The organism is Citrobacter sp. CK202, assembly GCF_030333225.1.
Classification (GTDB): Bacteria; Pseudomonadota; Gammaproteobacteria; order Enterobacterales; family Enterobacteriaceae; genus Citrobacter_B; species Citrobacter_B koseri.
The window spans coordinates 252,026-266,840 of the sequence record NZ_JAOWGI010000028.1 but is presented as its reverse complement, the minus strand read 5'-3'; the positions used below and the strand labels follow the sequence as shown (position 1 = coordinate 266,840).

Genomic DNA, 14,815 nt, shown 5'->3' with positions numbered 1-14,815 from the left:
CCCGCAACAAATCTTCTGCCGGATGGAGGCTTACGCCTTATCCGGCCTACGGAAACCGCATAGCGCCATTGGGCATTACGCAACGCGCTCAGCAAGTAGGCCGGATAAAACGCTTTCGCGTTGCCATCCGGCATTTTATTGCCTGATAAAATCCCCCTCACAAACGCAACATTTGTTCATTAAGCACGTATTTACCCCACCCGTTTACCGCTTTACACTAGTCGCGGATTTTATACAGAGGTGGGAATGAACGATTACAAAATGACGCCGGGTGAGTTGCGCGCCACCTGGGGTTTAGGGACTGTATTTTCTTTGCGCATGCTTGGCATGTTTATGGTCCTGCCGGTTCTAACCACCTATGGTATGGCGCTTCAGGGCGCCAGCGAAGCCTTGATCGGCATTGCTATCGGTATTTACGGCCTGGCGCAAGCCGTTTTCCAGATCCCCTTTGGGTTACTCTCAGACCGCGTCGGGCGTAAGCCGTTAATTATCGGCGGTCTGGCCGTGTTCGTGCTGGGTAGCGTGATCGCCGCGCTGTCTGACTCCATCTGGGGGATTATTCTTGGCCGCGCGCTGCAAGGCTCCGGCGCAATCGCCGCCGCCGTCATGGCGCTGCTGTCTGACTTAACCCGCGAGCAAAACCGAACCAAAGCGATGGCGTTTATCGGCGTCAGTTTTGGTATTACCTTCGCTATTGCGATGGTGCTTGGGCCGATCGTCACCCACAAACTGGGGCTGAACGCCCTGTTCTGGATGATTGCCGCACTCGCCGCGCTCGGCATTGCCCTGACCGTTTGGGTTGTCCCCAACAGCACAACCCACGTATTGAACCGTGAATCCGGCATGGTGAAAGGCAGTTTCAGCAAAGTGCTGGCCGAACCTAAGCTGTTGAAGCTTAACTTCGGCATCATGTGTCTGCATATTCTGCTGATGTCGACCTTCGTCGCCCTCCCCGGCCAGCTTGCCGCTGCCGGTTTCCCCGCCGCCGAACACTGGAAGATTTATCTGGTCACAATGCTGATCTCATTTGGCTCCGTAGTCCCGTTCATTATCTACGCCGAAGTCAAACGCCGGATGAAGCGGGTCTTTCTGCTGTGCGTCGCGTTGATATTGATTGCCGAAGTCGTGCTGTGGGGCGCAGGCGTGCACTTCTGGGGATTAATTGCCGGGGTACAGCTGTTCTTCCTCGCTTTTAACCTGATGGAAGCCCTCCTCCCCTCGCTGATCAGCAAAGAGTCTCCTGCTGGTTATAAGGGCACCGCGATGGGCGTTTACTCCACCAGCCAGTTCCTCGGCGTCGCGATTGGCGGCTCGCTGGGCGGCTGGGTGAATGGTCTGTTCGGCGGTCAGACGGTATTTCTGGCTGGCGCATTGCTGACCGTCGTCTGGCTGGCGGTAGCAAGTACGATGAAAGAGCCGCCGTATGTCAGCAGTTTACGCGTGGAAATTCCGCCGGAGATTGCCGCCGATAACGCGCTGAAACAGCGTTTGCTGGCGACTGAAGGTGTGAGTGAGGTACTGATCGCAGAGAAAGAGCATTCCGCCTATGTGAAGATCGACAGCAAAGTGACCAACCGTTTTGAGGTTGAGCAGGCGATCAGGCTGGCGTGAGAAGTGCCGGATGGCGGCTACCGCCTTATCCGGCCTACAGAGCACGCACGTTGTAGGCCCGGTAAGCATCGCGCCACCGGGCATAATGCTGGATGGCGGCTGCGCCTTATCCGGCCTACAAGACCGCATTGTCCGTAGGCCGGATAAGCGCAGCGCCATCAGGCATCACAACTTAATCGCGGAAGTTTTTGAACTGGAACGGCTGTCCCAAATCCCCGCCGCGCACCAGCGCCATGACGGATTGCAGATCGTCACGGGATTTTCCGGTCACACGGATCTCTTCCCCCTGAATTTGCGCCTGCACTTTCAGCTTGCTGTCTTTAATCAGCTTCACGATCTTCTTCTGAACCGCGCTTTCAATGCCCTGCTTCAGCTTCGCTTCCACAAACCAGGTTTTACCGCTGTGGACGAACGCTTCCGGCACATCCAGCGAACTGCCTTCAATGCCGCGCTTGAGCAGCTTCGCGCGCAGAATATCCAGTAGCTGATTCACCTGGAAATCCGATTCGCTCAGTACTTTGATGGTTTTGTTCGCGTCGTTTAATTCAAACGTGGCCTCAACGCCACGAAAATCAAAGCGTGATTCAACTTCGCGAGTCGCATTATCTACTGCGTTACGCGCTTCCTGAAGATCGACTTCAGAGACAATATCGAAAGATGGCATCTTTTCCTCTCCCTTCGTTTTTGATGCGAAGCATAATACCCGTAACGAGACATAACGAGAAGCTTAGCTGATGGCGCTATACTTAGGCCATAACACCTGGCGCTGTTGCAGGTGAGGAGGAACAATGAAAATTACCGTACTGGGATGCGGAGCCTTAGGGCAACTTTGGCTTACAGCGCTGTGCAAACATGGACATGAAGTACAGGGTTGGCTGCGCGTACCGCAACCCTATTGCAGCGTGAATCTGATAGAGACGGACGGTTCAATATTTAACGAATCCCTGACGGCGAACGATCCTGATTTTCTGGCCAACAGCGATCTGCTGCTGGTCACGCTGAAAGCCTGGCAGGTCTACGATGCCGTAAGAGGTCTGGTCGCCACTCTGCCTGAAACCACGCCGATCCTGCTGATTCACAACGGGATGGGCACAATCGAAGAGTTGCAAAACATCCCGCAGCCGTTACTGATGGGCACCACGACGCATGCCGCCAGACGCGACGGGAATGTCATCATTCATGTCGCCAACGGCACTACCCATATTGGCCCGGCGCGTGAGCAGGACGGGGACTACAGCTATCTGGCCGATATTTTGCAGGGCGTGCTGCCTGACGTCGCCTGGCACAACAACATTCGCGCAGAGATGTGGCGCAAACTGGCGGTAAACTGTGTGATTAATCCCCTTACCGCGCTATGGGACTGCCCCAACGGCGAATTACGCCACCACCCGGAAGCGGTAATGGCGATATGTCAGGAGGTCGCTGCGGTTATCGAGCGCGAAGGACACCATACGTCGGCGAACGATTTACGTTATTATGTCGATCAAGTGATTGAGAGTACGGCAGAAAATATCTCGTCTATGTTGCAGGACATGCGTGCCCTGCGTCATACCGAGATCGACTATATTACGGGTTATTTGTTAAAACGCGCCCGCGCGCATGGCATCGCCGTCCCGGAAAATGCCCGTCTGTTTGAAATGGTAAAGCGAAAGGAGAGTGAGTATGAGCGCATCGGCACTGGTATGCCTCGCCCCTGGTAGTGAAGAGACCGAAGCGGTCACCACTATCGATCTGCTGGTTCGTGGCGGTATTCAGGTCACGACCGCGAGCGTCGCCAGCGACGGAAATCTCACCATTGTCTGTTCGCGTGGCGTAAAACTGCTGGCGGATGCGCCGCTGGTCGAGGTGGCCGACGGCGATTACGACATCATTGTATTGCCTGGCGGCATTAAGGGCGCGGAGTGTTTTCGCGACAGCCCGTTGCTGGTCGAAACCGTTAAGCAGTTCCACCGTTCCGGGCGTATTGTCGCCGCGATTTGCGCAGCGGCCGCCACGGTTCTCGTTCCGCACGATATCTTTCCCATCGGCAATATGACCGGCTTCCCGGCGTTGAAAGACAACATTCCCGCCGAACAGTGGCAGGATAAACGTGTGGTGTGGGACCCGCGCGTGAAGCTACTGACCAGCCAGGCGCCAGGGACGTCGATTGACTTCGGACTGAAAATTATCGATCTGCTGGTTGGCCGTGAAAAAGCCCATGAAGTGGCGTCACAGCTGGTGATGGCGGCAGGAATTTATAATTACTACGAATAGCGCCGAATGGCGGTGTGTAGGCCGGATAAGGCGGTTACGCCGTCATCCGGCAATACGTTGCGCCTGATAGCGCGATGCATATCAGGCCTGCAATCATGCTAACAATTACGGACGATACACCTTCACATTCTGGAAGCCCTGCTCACGCAGATAGAGCGCCTGCAAACGGCTCATCACGCCGCGTTCACACCACAGCAGCCAGGTTTTGCTCTGGTCGAGATCGCCAAACTTCGTGCTCAGCTTGTAGAACGGCAGAGAAACCACATCCACGCCTTCGATTTTCAGCGGTTTGTCATCCTGCTCATCAACGGAGCGAATATCCAGAATCACGTCGTTCGGGCCAAAGCCGCTGACGGTTTCCACTTCCACCACGTCCTGCCCGGTCTGCTGGGCGATTTCGCGAATATCGACATTGCTCGCTTCCTCAACCACTTTATCGAGAATGCTAAAGTCGAAGTGCTCTTCTTCCGCTTCAATCTTCGCCTTGATCGCTTTCACCGTCGGGCTTTTCGAAATAACGCCGCAGTATTCTGGCATCGTGCGGGCAAAATCTTCCGTACCAATCTGGCGCGCCAGGTTGATGATGTGCTCTTTGTCGTAAGAGATCAGCGGGCGCAGGATCAGCGTATCGGAAACGTTGTCGATAAGACGCAGGTTAGTCAGCGTCTGGCTGGAAACCTGCCCCAGCGCTTCACCCGTCACCAGTGCCTGGACGCCGTAGCGCTCCGCCACTTTCGACGCCGCGCGCACCATCATGCGCTTCAGCACCACGCCCATCTGACCGTCATCGACTTTTTCGAGGATCTCGCCGACCACCGGTTCAAAGTTGATGGCGACAAAACGCACGCGATGCGAACTGCCAAAGCGGTTCCACAGGTAATGCGCCACCTGGCGAACGCCGATTTCATGCGCCGCGCCGCCGAGGTTAAAGAAGCAGTAGTGTACGCGGCAGCCGCGACGCATCAGCATATAGCTGGAAACGCCGGAGTCGAAACCGCCGGAGATCAGCGACAGGACATCTTCCTGGGTGCCGATCGGGAAACCGCCGATACCTTCGTAACGGCCTTTAATCAGCAGCAGACGATCGTCTTCCACTTCCAGATGTACCGTCACATCCGGGTTGGTCAGCTTCACGCGCGCCGATTCAATATGCTGATTTAAACCGCCGCCGACGTAACGTTCCACCTCAATGGAGCTAAACTCATGCTTACCACGACGTTTAACGCGCACACAGAAGGTTTTGCCCTCAAGCCGATCGCGATACTGCACCAGCGCTTTCTCAAAGATATCGTGCATATCAGTGAACGGCACATCTTCGACTTCGAGAATATGGTGGATGCCCGGAATACGAGTCAGCGCGTCGCGAATCGCCAGGCGTTGATTTTCATCTTTGGCGCGAACTTCAATGTTATCCCAGTGGCGAACAACGGCGAGGGTCTCATCGTAGTGCTTTAACACGTTACGGATGTTCCCGGTCAGAATTTTTATAAAGCGCAAACGCACAGATTGGCTTTTGATAGTGATTTCCGGGAACAATTTAATGATAAACTTCATGGCGGCAATGGTTCTTAAGCAAGCATCAAGGCTTGTCGTGGAGAAAAGAGTACAGCAGCCCATACATGGAGCTGCATCCAGGCGCGGAAGTATACCACCATCATGGTCGTCCTGTGCACATTGCGCGTTATTTGATAATTGCTCTGAGTCCGTTACCATATCAGAGCTGAAAATATTGAGAGTCAGATATTCATTATGCCGAAGAAAAATGAGGCGCCCGCCAGCTTTGAAACAGCGCTGAGCGAGCTGGAACAGATTGTTACCCGTCTGGAAAGCGGCGACCTGCCGCTGGAAGAGGCGCTGAACGAATTTGAACGTGGCGTGCAGCTGGCGCGTCAGGGGCAGGCAAAGTTGCAACAGGCCGAACAGCGTGTGCAGATTCTGCTGTCTGACAATGAAGATGCATCTCCTGAGCCTTTTACACCGGATAATGAGTAAATGGATTTTTCGCAGCAGCTACAGGCCTGCGTCGAGCAGGCCAACCAGGCGCTGAGCCGTTTTATCGCACCACTGCCCTTTCAGAACACTCCCGTGGTCGAAACCATGCAGTATGGCGCATTATTAGGCGGTAAACGTCTGCGCCCATTCCTGGTTTACGCAACGGGCAGGATGTTTGGCGTAAGCCTGCCCACGCTGGATGCCCCGGCAGCCGCCGTTGAGTGCATTCACGCTTATTCGTTGATTCATGACGATTTACCCGCGATGGACGACGACGACCTGCGTCGCGGTCTGCCGACCTGTCACGTCAAATTTGGCGAAGCGAATGCCATTCTGGCCGGAGATGCCCTGCAAACGCTGGCGTTTTCTATCATCAGCGATGCCCCGATGCCGGAAGTGGCCGACCGCGACCGCATTGCTATGATTTCTGAACTGGCGAACGCCAGCGGCATCGCCGGAATGTGCGGTGGCCAGGCGTTGGATCTTGCTGCCGAAGGGAAACAGGTGCCGCTGGAGGCGCTGGAGCGTATCCATCGTCATAAAACGGGCGCGCTGATTCGCGCTGCGGTTCGTCTTGGCGCGCTAAGTGCCGGAGAAATCGGACGAAACGCCTTGCCGATACTCGATAAGTACGCAGAAAGTATCGGCCTTGCCTTCCAGGTCCAGGATGACATTCTGGATGTGGTGGGCGATACTGCAACGTTGGGTAAACGTCAGGGGGCTGACCAGCAACTTGGCAAAAGTACCTACCCTGCACTTCTGGGCCTTGAGCAAGCCCGGAATAAAGCCCGGGATCTGATCGAAGACGCCCGTCAGTCGTTAACGCAGCTGGCAGACCTCTCACTCGATACCTCGGCACTGGAAGCGCTAGCGGACTACATAATCCAGCGTGATAAATAAACAAACAACAAGTCTTACTTAATAGGCCTCTGATGAGTTTTGATATAGCCAAATACCCGACCCTGGCACTGGTCGACTCCACTTCGGAGTTACGCCTGCTACCAAAAGAGAGTCTGCCGAAACTCTGCGACGAACTGCGCCGCTATTTACTCGACAGCGTCAGTCGTTCCAGCGGACATTTCGCCTCCGGGCTGGGCACGGTGGAGCTCACCGTGGCGCTGCACTATGTCTATAACACTCCGTTTGACCAGTTAATCTGGGACGTGGGGCATCAGGCTTATCCGCACAAAATTCTCACCGGGCGTCGGGATAAAATAGGCACCATTCGCCAGAAAGGCGGTTTGCACCCCTTCCCGTGGCGCGGTGAAAGCGAATACGACGTACTGAGCGTCGGCCACTCCTCTACCTCCATTAGCGCAGGCATTGGCATTGCGGTCGCCGCAGAAAAAGAAGGCAAAGACCGTCGCACCGTTTGCGTCATTGGCGACGGGGCGATCACCGCCGGGATGGCGTTCGAAGCGATGAACCACGCGGGCGATATCAAGCCGGACATGCTGGTCATTCTCAACGACAACGAAATGTCGATCTCGGAAAACGTCGGCGCGCTGAACAACCACCTGGCGCAGCTGCTTTCCGGCAAGCTTTACTCGTCCCTGCGTGAAGGCGGGAAGAAAGTGTTCTCCGGCGTGCCGCCAATCAAAGAGCTGCTCAAACGCACCGAAGAACATATCAAAGGCATGGTCGTGCCAGGCACGCTGTTTGAAGAGCTGGGCTTTAACTATATCGGCCCGGTCGATGGTCACGACGTGCTGGGGCTGATTACCACGCTGAAGAACATGCGCGATCTGAAAGGCCCGCAGTTCCTGCATATCATGACCAAAAAAGGTCGTGGCTATGAACCGGCGGAAAAAGATCCGATCACCTTCCACGCGGTGCCAAAATTCGATCCGTCCAGCGGCTGCCTGCCAAAAAGCAGCGGCGGCCTGCCGAGCTATTCAAAGATCTTTGGCGACTGGCTGTGCGAAACCGCCGCCAAAGACAGCAAGCTGATGGCGATCACCCCGGCAATGCGCGAAGGTTCCGGCATGGTGGAGTTTTCACGTAAATTCCCCGACCGCTACTTTGACGTGGCGATTGCCGAGCAGCATGCAGTGACCTTTGCCGCCGGTCTGGCGATCGGTGGTTATAAGCCGATCGTGGCGATCTACTCCACCTTCCTGCAACGCGCCTACGATCAGGTGCTGCATGACGTCGCGATCCAAAAACTGCCGGTGATGTTTGCTATCGACCGCGCCGGTATCGTCGGCGCTGACGGGCAGACGCACCAGGGCGCGTTCGATCTCTCTTACCTGCGCTGCATCCCGGAAATGGTCATTATGACGCCGGGCGATGAAAACGAGTGCCGCCAGATGCTGTACACCGGCTATCACTATAATGATGGCCCAACGGCAGTACGTTATCCGCGTGGCAACGCCGTTGGCGTGGAACTGACGCCGCTGGAAAAACTGCCGATCGGCAAAGGACTCGTCAAACGTCAGGGGGAAAAACTAGCAATTCTGAACTTTGGTACGCTACTGCCGGAAGCGGCAAAAGTCGCCGAATCCCTGAACGCGACCTTAGTCGATATGCGCTTTGTGAAGCCGCTGGATGAAACGCTGATTCTGGAGATGGCTGAACGTCACGAAGCGCTGATCACGCTTGAAGAGAACGCCATTATGGGCGGCGCAGGCAGCGGCGTTAACGAAGTGCTGATGGCGCATCGTAAAGTCGTTCCGGTACTGAATATCGGCCTGCCGGACTTCTTTATCCCGCAGGGTACACAGGACGAGGCCCGCGCGGAACTCGGTCTGGATGCCGCCGGGATTGAGGCCAAAATCAAGGACTGGCTGGCATAATCCCCTCCCCGCTCCTGCTATGCTTAATCAATAACGGGTATAACAGGAGCGGAACAATGCAATACAACACCTTAGGAAAAACAGATCTACGGGTTTCTCGCCTTTGTCTGGGCTGCATGACGTTCGGTGAACCGGATCGCGGCAATCACGCCTGGACGCTACCGGAAGAAAGCAGCCGCCCCATCATTAAGCGCGCGCTTGAAGGCGGTATTAACTTTTTTGATACCGCCAATAGCTATTCCGCAGGCAGCAGCGAAGAGATTGTGGGTCGCGCGCTGCGTGATTTCGCCCGCCGCGAAGAGGTGGTGGTCGCCACCAAAGTTTTTCATCGCGTCGGCGACCTGCCAGAAGGATTATCCCGCACGCAAATCCTGCGTTCCATTGATGACAGTCTGAAACGTCTGGGTATGGACTATGTGGATATCCTGCAAATTCACCGCTGGGATTACAACACGCCGATAGAAGAGACGCTGGAAGCGCTGAATGATGTGGTGAAGGCCGGTAAGGCGCGCTATATCGGCGCCTCCTCCATGCACGCCGCACAGTTTGCCCAAGCGCTGGCGCTGCAAAAACAGCACGGCTGGGCGCAGTTTGTCAGTATGCAGGATCATTACAATCTCATCTATCGCGAAGAAGAGCGCGAGATGCTGCCGCTGTGCTATCACGAAGGGATCGCGGTGATTCCGTGGAGCCCGCTGGCACGAGGACGACTGACGCGCCCGTGGGGAGAAGCCACCGCACGTTCGGTATCCGATGAGTTCGGCAAGACGCTGTACAGCGAGAGCGATGAGAATGACGCACGGATTGCAGAGCGTCTGACGGGCGTCAGTGAGGATCTTGGCGCAACGCGTGCGCAGGTGGCGCTGGCATGGCTATTGAGTAAACCAGGCATCGCTGCGCCGATTATCGGTACATCGCGGGAAGAACAGCTGGATGAGTTGCTCGGCGCGGTGGATTTGACGTTGAAGCCAGAGCAGATTGCCGAGCTGGAAACGCCGTATAAACAGCATCCGGTGGTCGGGTTTAAATAATATTGCCCGATGAGCATGTAGGCCGGATAAGGCATGTATGCCGCCATCCGGCCTACAGGTTTAAAACAACCCGATGGGCCAATGGTGCCCAATGAAATAAAGCAGACCGGCGGAAATAACCCCTGCGACGATATCGTCAACCATTATTCCCATTCCGCCGTGTACGTTACGGTCGAACCAGCGAATCGGCCAGGGTTTCCACATATCCAGAATACGGAAAATCACAAATCCGGCGGCAACCCACTGCCAGTCCATCGTAGGGAGCGCCATCAGGGTGATCCACATCCCGATAAACTCATCCCAGACAATGCTACCGTGATCGTGAACGCCCATATCCTTCGCCGTTCGATGGCAAAGATAAACGCCAATACAGATCCCCAACATCACCACCAGCGAGTAGAGCTGCCAGGGCAGAAATGTCATCAGATACCAGAATGGGATCGCCGCTAACGACCCCATTGTTCCCGGAATAATCGGGCTGAGGCCGCTGCCAAACCCGGTAGCCAGCAAGTGCCACGGATTACGCAGGCTTAGCCGACTTTTGGCAACATCTTTATGGCGTGGCAAAATGGTCATATCCTTTCCAGTCAAAAGTGACAGGCTTTCCGTCACGCATGAAGCTGATGCCTTCCACATCCGCACTCATTTGTCCGATGCAGGTAAACGGTACGCCAAGATTCCCCAGCGCCACATCCAGCGCGCCACGGTTCAACTCCGGTACAGTGAAGCATAATTCATAATCTTCACCGCCGGAAAGCGCCCAGCGCAGCGCCTGCCCGGGATCAACATGACGGGTAACCGCCTCAGAATACCGCAGCGCATCCACATCCACCCGCGCGCCACAGCCGCTGGCGTTAACGATATGCCGCAAATCAGAAATCAGGCCATCGGAAAGATCGATCGCCGCATTCGCCAGGTCGCGCAGAGCTTGCCCCTGCAAAATACGCGGCGTCGGGCGCAGGTGCCGCTTAATCAAGTAGTCTGCGTCTTTCGCATCCGCCACCTGTAAGCGATGTTGTAAAATCGCCAGCCCAGCGGCGCTGTCCCCCGGCGTGCCGGTGATGTAAATCCTGTCGCCAGGTTTTGCCCCGGAACGCTTGAGCGCGCGTCCCACGGGCACATAGCCATGAATACCCAGCGTCATCGACAGCGGCCCACGCGTGGTATCGCCGCCAATCAGCTGCATATCGTAGTAATTCAGCAGGTCAAACAGGCTGTCGCTAAACGCTTCCAGCCACGCTTCATCAACGTCCGGCAACGTCAGGGCCAGCGTCAGCCAGGCCGGATCGGCCCCCATCGCCGCCAGATCGCTTAAGTTAACCGCCAGCGCTTTCCAGGCCAGATCGGCAGGATCGATATCAGCCAGGAAATGGTTGCCCGCCACCAGCGTATCGGTACTGATCGCCAGCGTCTGTTTTTCAGGAATATTCAGGAGAGCGCAATCGTCACCGATACCGGTTTCGACGTCGAGACGAGAGCTTCTAACACGGTCAAAATAACGGGCAATCAGGGAGAACTCGCCGCATGCCATACGTTATGCCTCAGCAGAAAAAAAGAAAAGGCCGGAGATAGCGGGAATATATCCCGCCACCAGCCGACCTGGAGATTACTTTTTGTTGGGGCGAATCACAGGTGCTGCTTTGTCCAGTACGCCGTTGACGAACTTGTGGCTGTCTTCGGCGCCGAAGGTCTTCGCCAGTTCAATCGCTTCGTTGATGGCCACTTTATATGGCACATCGCTACGTTTAGACAGTTCAAACAGCGCAATACGCAGCACAGCTTTTTCTACCTGACCCAGCTCTTCCAGCAGACGAGACAGGTACGGTTTCATCAATCCGTCCAGGTATGCGCTGTTAGTCGCCACCCCGGACAGCAGTTCACGGAAATACAGAACGTCGACATCTTTTACGTCCTGTTCCGCCAGGAACTGGTATTCAACATCAGCGATGTCGTTCTGGGACAACTGCCAGGAGTAGAGCGCCTGAACGGCACACTCACGAGCGCGGCGACGAGCAGCAGGTTTCACGGATTTCCCCTTACAAAAATCAGGCCTTGATGGCTTTCAATACATTAATCATTTCAAGCGCGGTCAGTGCGGCTTCCGCACCTTTGTTGCCAGCTTTAGTGCCAGCACGTTCGATGGCTTGTTCAATACTTTCAGTGGTCAGAACACCAAAGGCTACCGGGATTTCGCTGTCCTGGGCGACGTGCGCCAGGCCGTTGCTTGCACCGCCAGCCACATATTCAAAGTGCGCGGTACCGCCACGAATCACTGTACCCAGCGCAATCACCGCGTCATATTTACCGGTTTTTGCCAATGCGCCAGCCGCCAGCGGCAGTTCATACGCGCCAGGAACCCAAACCACGGTAATATTTTCATCTTTTACCTGACCAATACGCTTCAGGGCGTCAATCGCGCCTTCCAGCAGGCTGTCATTGATAAAATTGTTGAAACGCGCAATGGTGATGGCGACGCGAGCGTCCGGGGTAGCAACGTTAGCTTCAATAATGTTCATATTCTTCCTTCGGGTTCGATATGGCCCCGCAGGGGGGCGGATTTTATCATAATACTCGACGCGCCGCTTCTCTATTTCGAAGCCTTTACGCGGGAATCAAATGCAGGCAAACATCCGGGCCTACATGGCGTATCTCGTTGAATTTAAAATGGGGTGCCTCGCTCAGTTTCTCAAGCCCCGGCAGCACACATAATCCTCGCGCATCACTTCCTAACAGTTTAGGCGCAACATAGACGATAAGCTCGTCCACCACGCCCGCCTGCAACAGCGCGCCCGCAAGCACTGGCCCGGCCTCCACCCAGATGCTGTTAATCTGCTGTTTACCTAACAGCATCATCAGCACCACCAGATCCAGATGACCGTTATGCTCCGGCACCCGCAGGCTGCGAACCGTCTCAGGCCAGATGCGGGAATCGTCCTGTGTGCGGGCAAACCAGGTTTCTCCCGGCTGCTGCACAATACGGTGCTCCGGCGTCACGCGGTTTTGGCTGTCGAGGACAATGCGAATCGGCTGACGCAGGTTTTCCTGCGGATAGAGAGTCTGGGTTGAGACATCCAGTTCAGGCCAGCGAACCGTTAACGCCGGGTCGTCGGCCAGCACCGTCGCGCTGCTGGTCAGAATCGCATGGCTTTGCGCCCGTAAACGCTGCACATCGCGCCGCGCCTGCGGGGAGGTAATCCACTGGCTTTCACCGCTGGCCATCGCCGTGCGGCCATCCAGCGATGCGCCGAGCTTGAGCTGCACATACGGGAAGCCGGTGCGCATCCGCTTGAGGAAACCTTTGTTCAGCTGTTCCGTTTCGCTCATCATCAGCCCGTGGCTGACGTCGATCCCCGCCTGCTGCAAACGGTACAGCCCACGTCCCGCGACCTGCGGATTGGGGTCCTGCATCGCCGCAACGACCCGCGCCACGCCAGCGGCAATCAACGCATCGCAGCACGGCGGCGTACGGCCATGATGGCTGCACGGTTCAAGCGTGACATACGCGGTCGCGCCTTTGGCTTTGTCTCCCGCCATACGCAGCGCATGAACTTCAGCATGCGGTTCACCCGCGCGATGATGGTAGCCTTCGCCAACGATTTCGCCATCTTTGACGATCACACAGCCTACATTCGGGTTCGGGTGCGTGGTGAAACGCCCGCGCTGCGCCAGCTTCAGCGCACGCGCCATGTAAAACTCATCCAGCATGGCTTAATCCTGTAGGCGAGCAATCTCTTCGCCGAATTCTTTGATGTCTTCGAAACTCCGATAGACGGAGGCAAAGCGGATGTAAGCCACTTTATCGAGCTTTTTCAGTTGCTCCATCACCAGGTTGCCAATCATTTTGCTGGGAACTTCGCGTTCCCCGGTGGCTCGCAATTGTGATTTGATGTGATTCAACGCCATTTCGACGTCATCAGAGCTGACAGGGCGTTTTTCCAGCGCTCTTAGCATACCGCTGCGCAACTTCTCTTCGTTGAAAGGTTCACGCACATCGTTACTTTTCACTACGCGCGGCATAACAAGCTCTGCCACTTCAAAGGTAGTGAAACGTTCATTACAGACCAGACACTGCCGACGGCGGCGTACGGAAGAGCCCTCACCCACGAGACGAGAGTCAATAACCTTAGTGTCTACGGCGAAACAGAATGGGCAATGCATACGGCGTCCTGACCAGGTGGTTAACAGAAATCTATTTTACCCTGAACTGGCGCGACAACAAAGGCGGAGCACTTTTGAGACAAAGGATCGATACCTTACACCCCTTTGCGATCTACCATTAGGGTATCGCGACCATGAAGGAAATAATCTACATGACAAGACGTTACCTAAGAATTCTCCTGGTGGGAAGCCTCTTTAGCCTGAGCGCCTGCGCGCAGCAGAGCGAAGTTCGCCAGATGAACCAAAGCGTCAGCACGCTGAATACGGAAATGGCGCAGTTAAACCAGGAAACCGTGAAGATTACTCAGCAAAATATGTTGAATGCGAAATCCACCAGCGGGGTCTATCTGCTGCCGGGTTCAAAAACGCCTGCCCGCCTGAACAGTCAGATCGGTACGCTGCGTATGTCCCTGGTGAATATCGCGCCCAATGCCGATGGCACACGCGTGACGCTGCGCATTCAGGGAGAATCCAACGATCCGTTACCGGCGTTTAGCGGTACTGTCGAATACGGGCAGATTCAGGGCACCACGGATAACTATCAGGAAGTGAATGTCCAGAATCAACTGATTAACGCTCCGGCCAGCATCCTGGCGCCGAGCGATGTGGACATCCCGTTACAATTAAACGGATTGACGCCCGACCAGTTAGGTTTTGTCCGCGTTCACGATATCCAGCCTGTTAATCAATAAACCTCCGGCGGAGCGTTTTGTGCGTTCCGCAACATCCCTCCCCGGCTTTTTGTTACTCCTCTGACATCACCGCAATTTTTGCTAAAAGTTGGCAACATTCATGAAAGTCAGTACAATCGCCGCGCTTAAAGTACGCAAACGTGAACGCAATCGATTACGTAGATGATAGATCTGTGAAACAAGACATATTTTTGTGAGCAATGATTTCTATAATAGGCTCCGCAGAAACACGAAATATTTAGAAACGCAAATTGCGCCTTTTTCATTCCCTTCAAGGGATTTC

Annotated in this window: 16 protein-coding genes; 8 read left to right on the top strand and 8 right to left on the bottom strand. The window is 55.3% G+C overall.

From position 1 onward, the window contains the following. Positions 1-246 precede the first annotated feature (246 nt). Positions 247-1,611, top strand: coding sequence for an MFS transporter (locus tag OGX84_RS17345; protein ID WP_112002121.1), 1,365 nt, complete (start codon positions 247-249; stop codon positions 1,609-1,611). A gap of 172 nt (positions 1,612-1,783) precedes the next feature. Here OGX84_RS17345 and OGX84_RS17340 read toward each other — a convergent pair whose 3' ends face one another. Beyond that, positions 1,784-2,275, bottom strand: a complete 492-nt coding sequence (locus OGX84_RS17340) for a YajQ family cyclic di-GMP-binding protein (RefSeq protein WP_012133556.1) — start codon at positions 2,273-2,275, stop codon at positions 1,784-1,786. A gap of 124 nt (positions 2,276-2,399) precedes the next feature. Here OGX84_RS17340 and panE point away from each other — a divergent pair, with 124 nt between their 5' ends. Beyond that, positions 2,400-3,311 (top strand): 2-dehydropantoate 2-reductase, encoded by a 912-nt coding sequence (panE, locus tag OGX84_RS17335; protein WP_112002120.1) that lies wholly within the window; start codon positions 2,400-2,402, stop codon positions 3,309-3,311. Beyond that, positions 3,274-3,864: a protein deglycase YajL gene (gene yajL / locus OGX84_RS17330; protein ID WP_012133558.1), complete on the top strand. Its 591-nt coding sequence runs from the start codon at positions 3,274-3,276 to the stop codon at positions 3,862-3,864. The genes panE and yajL overlap by 38 nt, the downstream gene beginning before the upstream one ends. Positions 3,865-3,969: 105 nt before the next feature. Here yajL and thiI read toward each other — a convergent pair whose 3' ends face one another. Further along, the gene (gene thiI, locus OGX84_RS17325) at positions 3,970-5,418 is read right to left on the bottom strand and encodes a tRNA uracil 4-sulfurtransferase ThiI (protein ID WP_049008398.1); all 1,449 of its coding nucleotides are present in this window, start codon (positions 5,416-5,418) and stop codon (positions 3,970-3,972) included. Positions 5,419-5,613: 195 nt separating this feature from the next. Between thiI and xseB the strand changes: the two genes are divergently transcribed. Genes xseB through yajO form a run of 4 tightly spaced genes read left to right on the top strand, consistent with a single transcriptional unit; the run spans position 5,614 to position 9,682 of the window. Further along, positions 5,614-5,856: an exodeoxyribonuclease VII small subunit gene (gene xseB / locus OGX84_RS17320; protein WP_012133560.1), complete on the top strand. Its 243-nt coding sequence runs from the start codon at positions 5,614-5,616 to the stop codon at positions 5,854-5,856. Continuing rightward, positions 5,857-6,756 (top strand): (2E,6E)-farnesyl diphosphate synthase, encoded by a 900-nt coding sequence (gene ispA / locus OGX84_RS17315; RefSeq protein WP_112002119.1) that lies wholly within the window; start codon positions 5,857-5,859, stop codon positions 6,754-6,756. A 32-nt stretch (positions 6,757-6,788) separates the two neighbouring features. After that, positions 6,789-8,651, top strand: coding sequence for a 1-deoxy-D-xylulose-5-phosphate synthase (gene dxs, locus OGX84_RS17310; RefSeq protein WP_112002118.1), 1,863 nt, complete (start codon positions 6,789-6,791; stop codon positions 8,649-8,651). A 56-nt stretch (positions 8,652-8,707) separates the two neighbouring features. Next, on the top strand, positions 8,708-9,682 hold the full coding sequence (gene yajO / locus OGX84_RS17305) for a 1-deoxyxylulose-5-phosphate synthase YajO (protein WP_112002117.1): 975 nt from the start codon (positions 8,708-8,710) through the stop codon (positions 9,680-9,682). Positions 9,683-9,742: 60 nt separating this feature from the next. Here the strand turns inward: yajO and pgpA are convergent, their stop codons facing one another. The 6 genes from pgpA to nrdR all read right to left on the bottom strand — a co-directional run bounded on the left by pgpA (position 9,743) and on the right by nrdR (position 13,840). Further along, on the bottom strand, positions 9,743-10,258 hold the full coding sequence (pgpA, locus tag OGX84_RS17300) for a phosphatidylglycerophosphatase A (RefSeq protein ID WP_012133564.1): 516 nt from the start codon (positions 10,256-10,258) through the stop codon (positions 9,743-9,745). Continuing rightward, positions 10,236-11,213 (bottom strand): thiamine-phosphate kinase, encoded by a 978-nt coding sequence (gene thiL / locus OGX84_RS17295; RefSeq protein ID WP_047458490.1) that lies wholly within the window; start codon positions 11,211-11,213, stop codon positions 10,236-10,238. Before thiL ends, pgpA begins: the two co-directional genes overlap by 23 nt. Before the next feature lie 75 nt (positions 11,214-11,288). After that, a complete protein-coding gene (gene nusB / locus OGX84_RS17290; protein ID WP_000801129.1) occupies positions 11,289-11,708 on the bottom strand; it encodes a transcription antitermination factor NusB in 420 nt (139 codons plus the stop codon). A 19-nt stretch (positions 11,709-11,727) separates the two neighbouring features. Further along, complete coding sequence (gene ribH, locus OGX84_RS17285; protein WP_001021161.1) at positions 11,728-12,198, bottom strand: 6,7-dimethyl-8-ribityllumazine synthase; 471 nt, start codon at positions 12,196-12,198, stop codon at positions 11,728-11,730. A gap of 85 nt (positions 12,199-12,283) precedes the next feature. Then, on the bottom strand, positions 12,284-13,387 hold the full coding sequence (ribD, locus tag OGX84_RS17280; protein WP_230011819.1) for a bifunctional diaminohydroxyphosphoribosylaminopyrimidine deaminase/5-amino-6-(5-phosphoribosylamino)uracil reductase RibD: 1,104 nt from the start codon (positions 13,385-13,387) through the stop codon (positions 12,284-12,286). 3 nt (positions 13,388-13,390) lie between these two features. Continuing rightward, positions 13,391-13,840: a transcriptional regulator NrdR gene (gene nrdR, locus OGX84_RS17275; protein ID WP_012904816.1), complete on the bottom strand. Its 450-nt coding sequence runs from the start codon at positions 13,838-13,840 to the stop codon at positions 13,391-13,393. A gap of 152 nt (positions 13,841-13,992) precedes the next feature. Here nrdR and OGX84_RS17270 point away from each other — a divergent pair, with 152 nt between their 5' ends. Further along, positions 13,993-14,532: a SadB/YajI family lipoprotein gene (locus OGX84_RS17270; RefSeq protein ID WP_024130597.1), complete on the top strand. Its 540-nt coding sequence runs from the start codon at positions 13,993-13,995 to the stop codon at positions 14,530-14,532. Positions 14,533-14,815 lie beyond the last annotated feature (283 nt).

Coding starts and splice junctions, on each gene's coding strand:
- OGX84_RS17345 (WP_112002121.1), top strand. CDS start 247: ATGAACGATTACAAAATGACGCCGGGTGAGTTGCGCGCCACCTGGGGT.
- OGX84_RS17340 (WP_012133556.1), bottom strand. CDS start 2,275: ATGCCATCTTTCGATATTGTCTCTGAAGTCGATCTTCAGGAAGCGCGT.
- panE (WP_112002120.1), top strand. CDS start 2,400: ATGAAAATTACCGTACTGGGATGCGGAGCCTTAGGGCAACTTTGGCTT.
- yajL (WP_012133558.1), top strand. CDS start 3,274: ATGAGCGCATCGGCACTGGTATGCCTCGCCCCTGGTAGTGAAGAGACC.
- thiI (WP_049008398.1), bottom strand. CDS start 5,418: ATGAAGTTTATCATTAAATTGTTCCCGGAAATCACTATCAAAAGCCAA.
- xseB (WP_012133560.1), top strand. CDS start 5,614: ATGCCGAAGAAAAATGAGGCGCCCGCCAGCTTTGAAACAGCGCTGAGC.
- ispA (WP_112002119.1), top strand. CDS start 5,857: ATGGATTTTTCGCAGCAGCTACAGGCCTGCGTCGAGCAGGCCAACCAG.
- dxs (WP_112002118.1), top strand. CDS start 6,789: ATGAGTTTTGATATAGCCAAATACCCGACCCTGGCACTGGTCGACTCC.
- yajO (WP_112002117.1), top strand. CDS start 8,708: ATGCAATACAACACCTTAGGAAAAACAGATCTACGGGTTTCTCGCCTT.
- pgpA (WP_012133564.1), bottom strand. CDS start 10,258: ATGACCATTTTGCCACGCCATAAAGATGTTGCCAAAAGTCGGCTAAGC.
- thiL (WP_047458490.1), bottom strand. CDS start 11,213: ATGGCATGCGGCGAGTTCTCCCTGATTGCCCGTTATTTTGACCGTGTT.
- ribH (WP_001021161.1), bottom strand. CDS start 12,198: ATGAACATTATTGAAGCTAACGTTGCTACCCCGGACGCTCGCGTCGCC.
- ribD (WP_230011819.1), bottom strand. CDS start 13,387: ATGCTGGATGAGTTTTACATGGCGCGTGCGCTGAAGCTGGCGCAGCGC.
- nrdR (WP_012904816.1), bottom strand. CDS start 13,840: ATGCATTGCCCATTCTGTTTCGCCGTAGACACTAAGGTTATTGACTCT.
- OGX84_RS17270 (WP_024130597.1), top strand. CDS start 13,993: ATGACAAGACGTTACCTAAGAATTCTCCTGGTGGGAAGCCTCTTTAGC.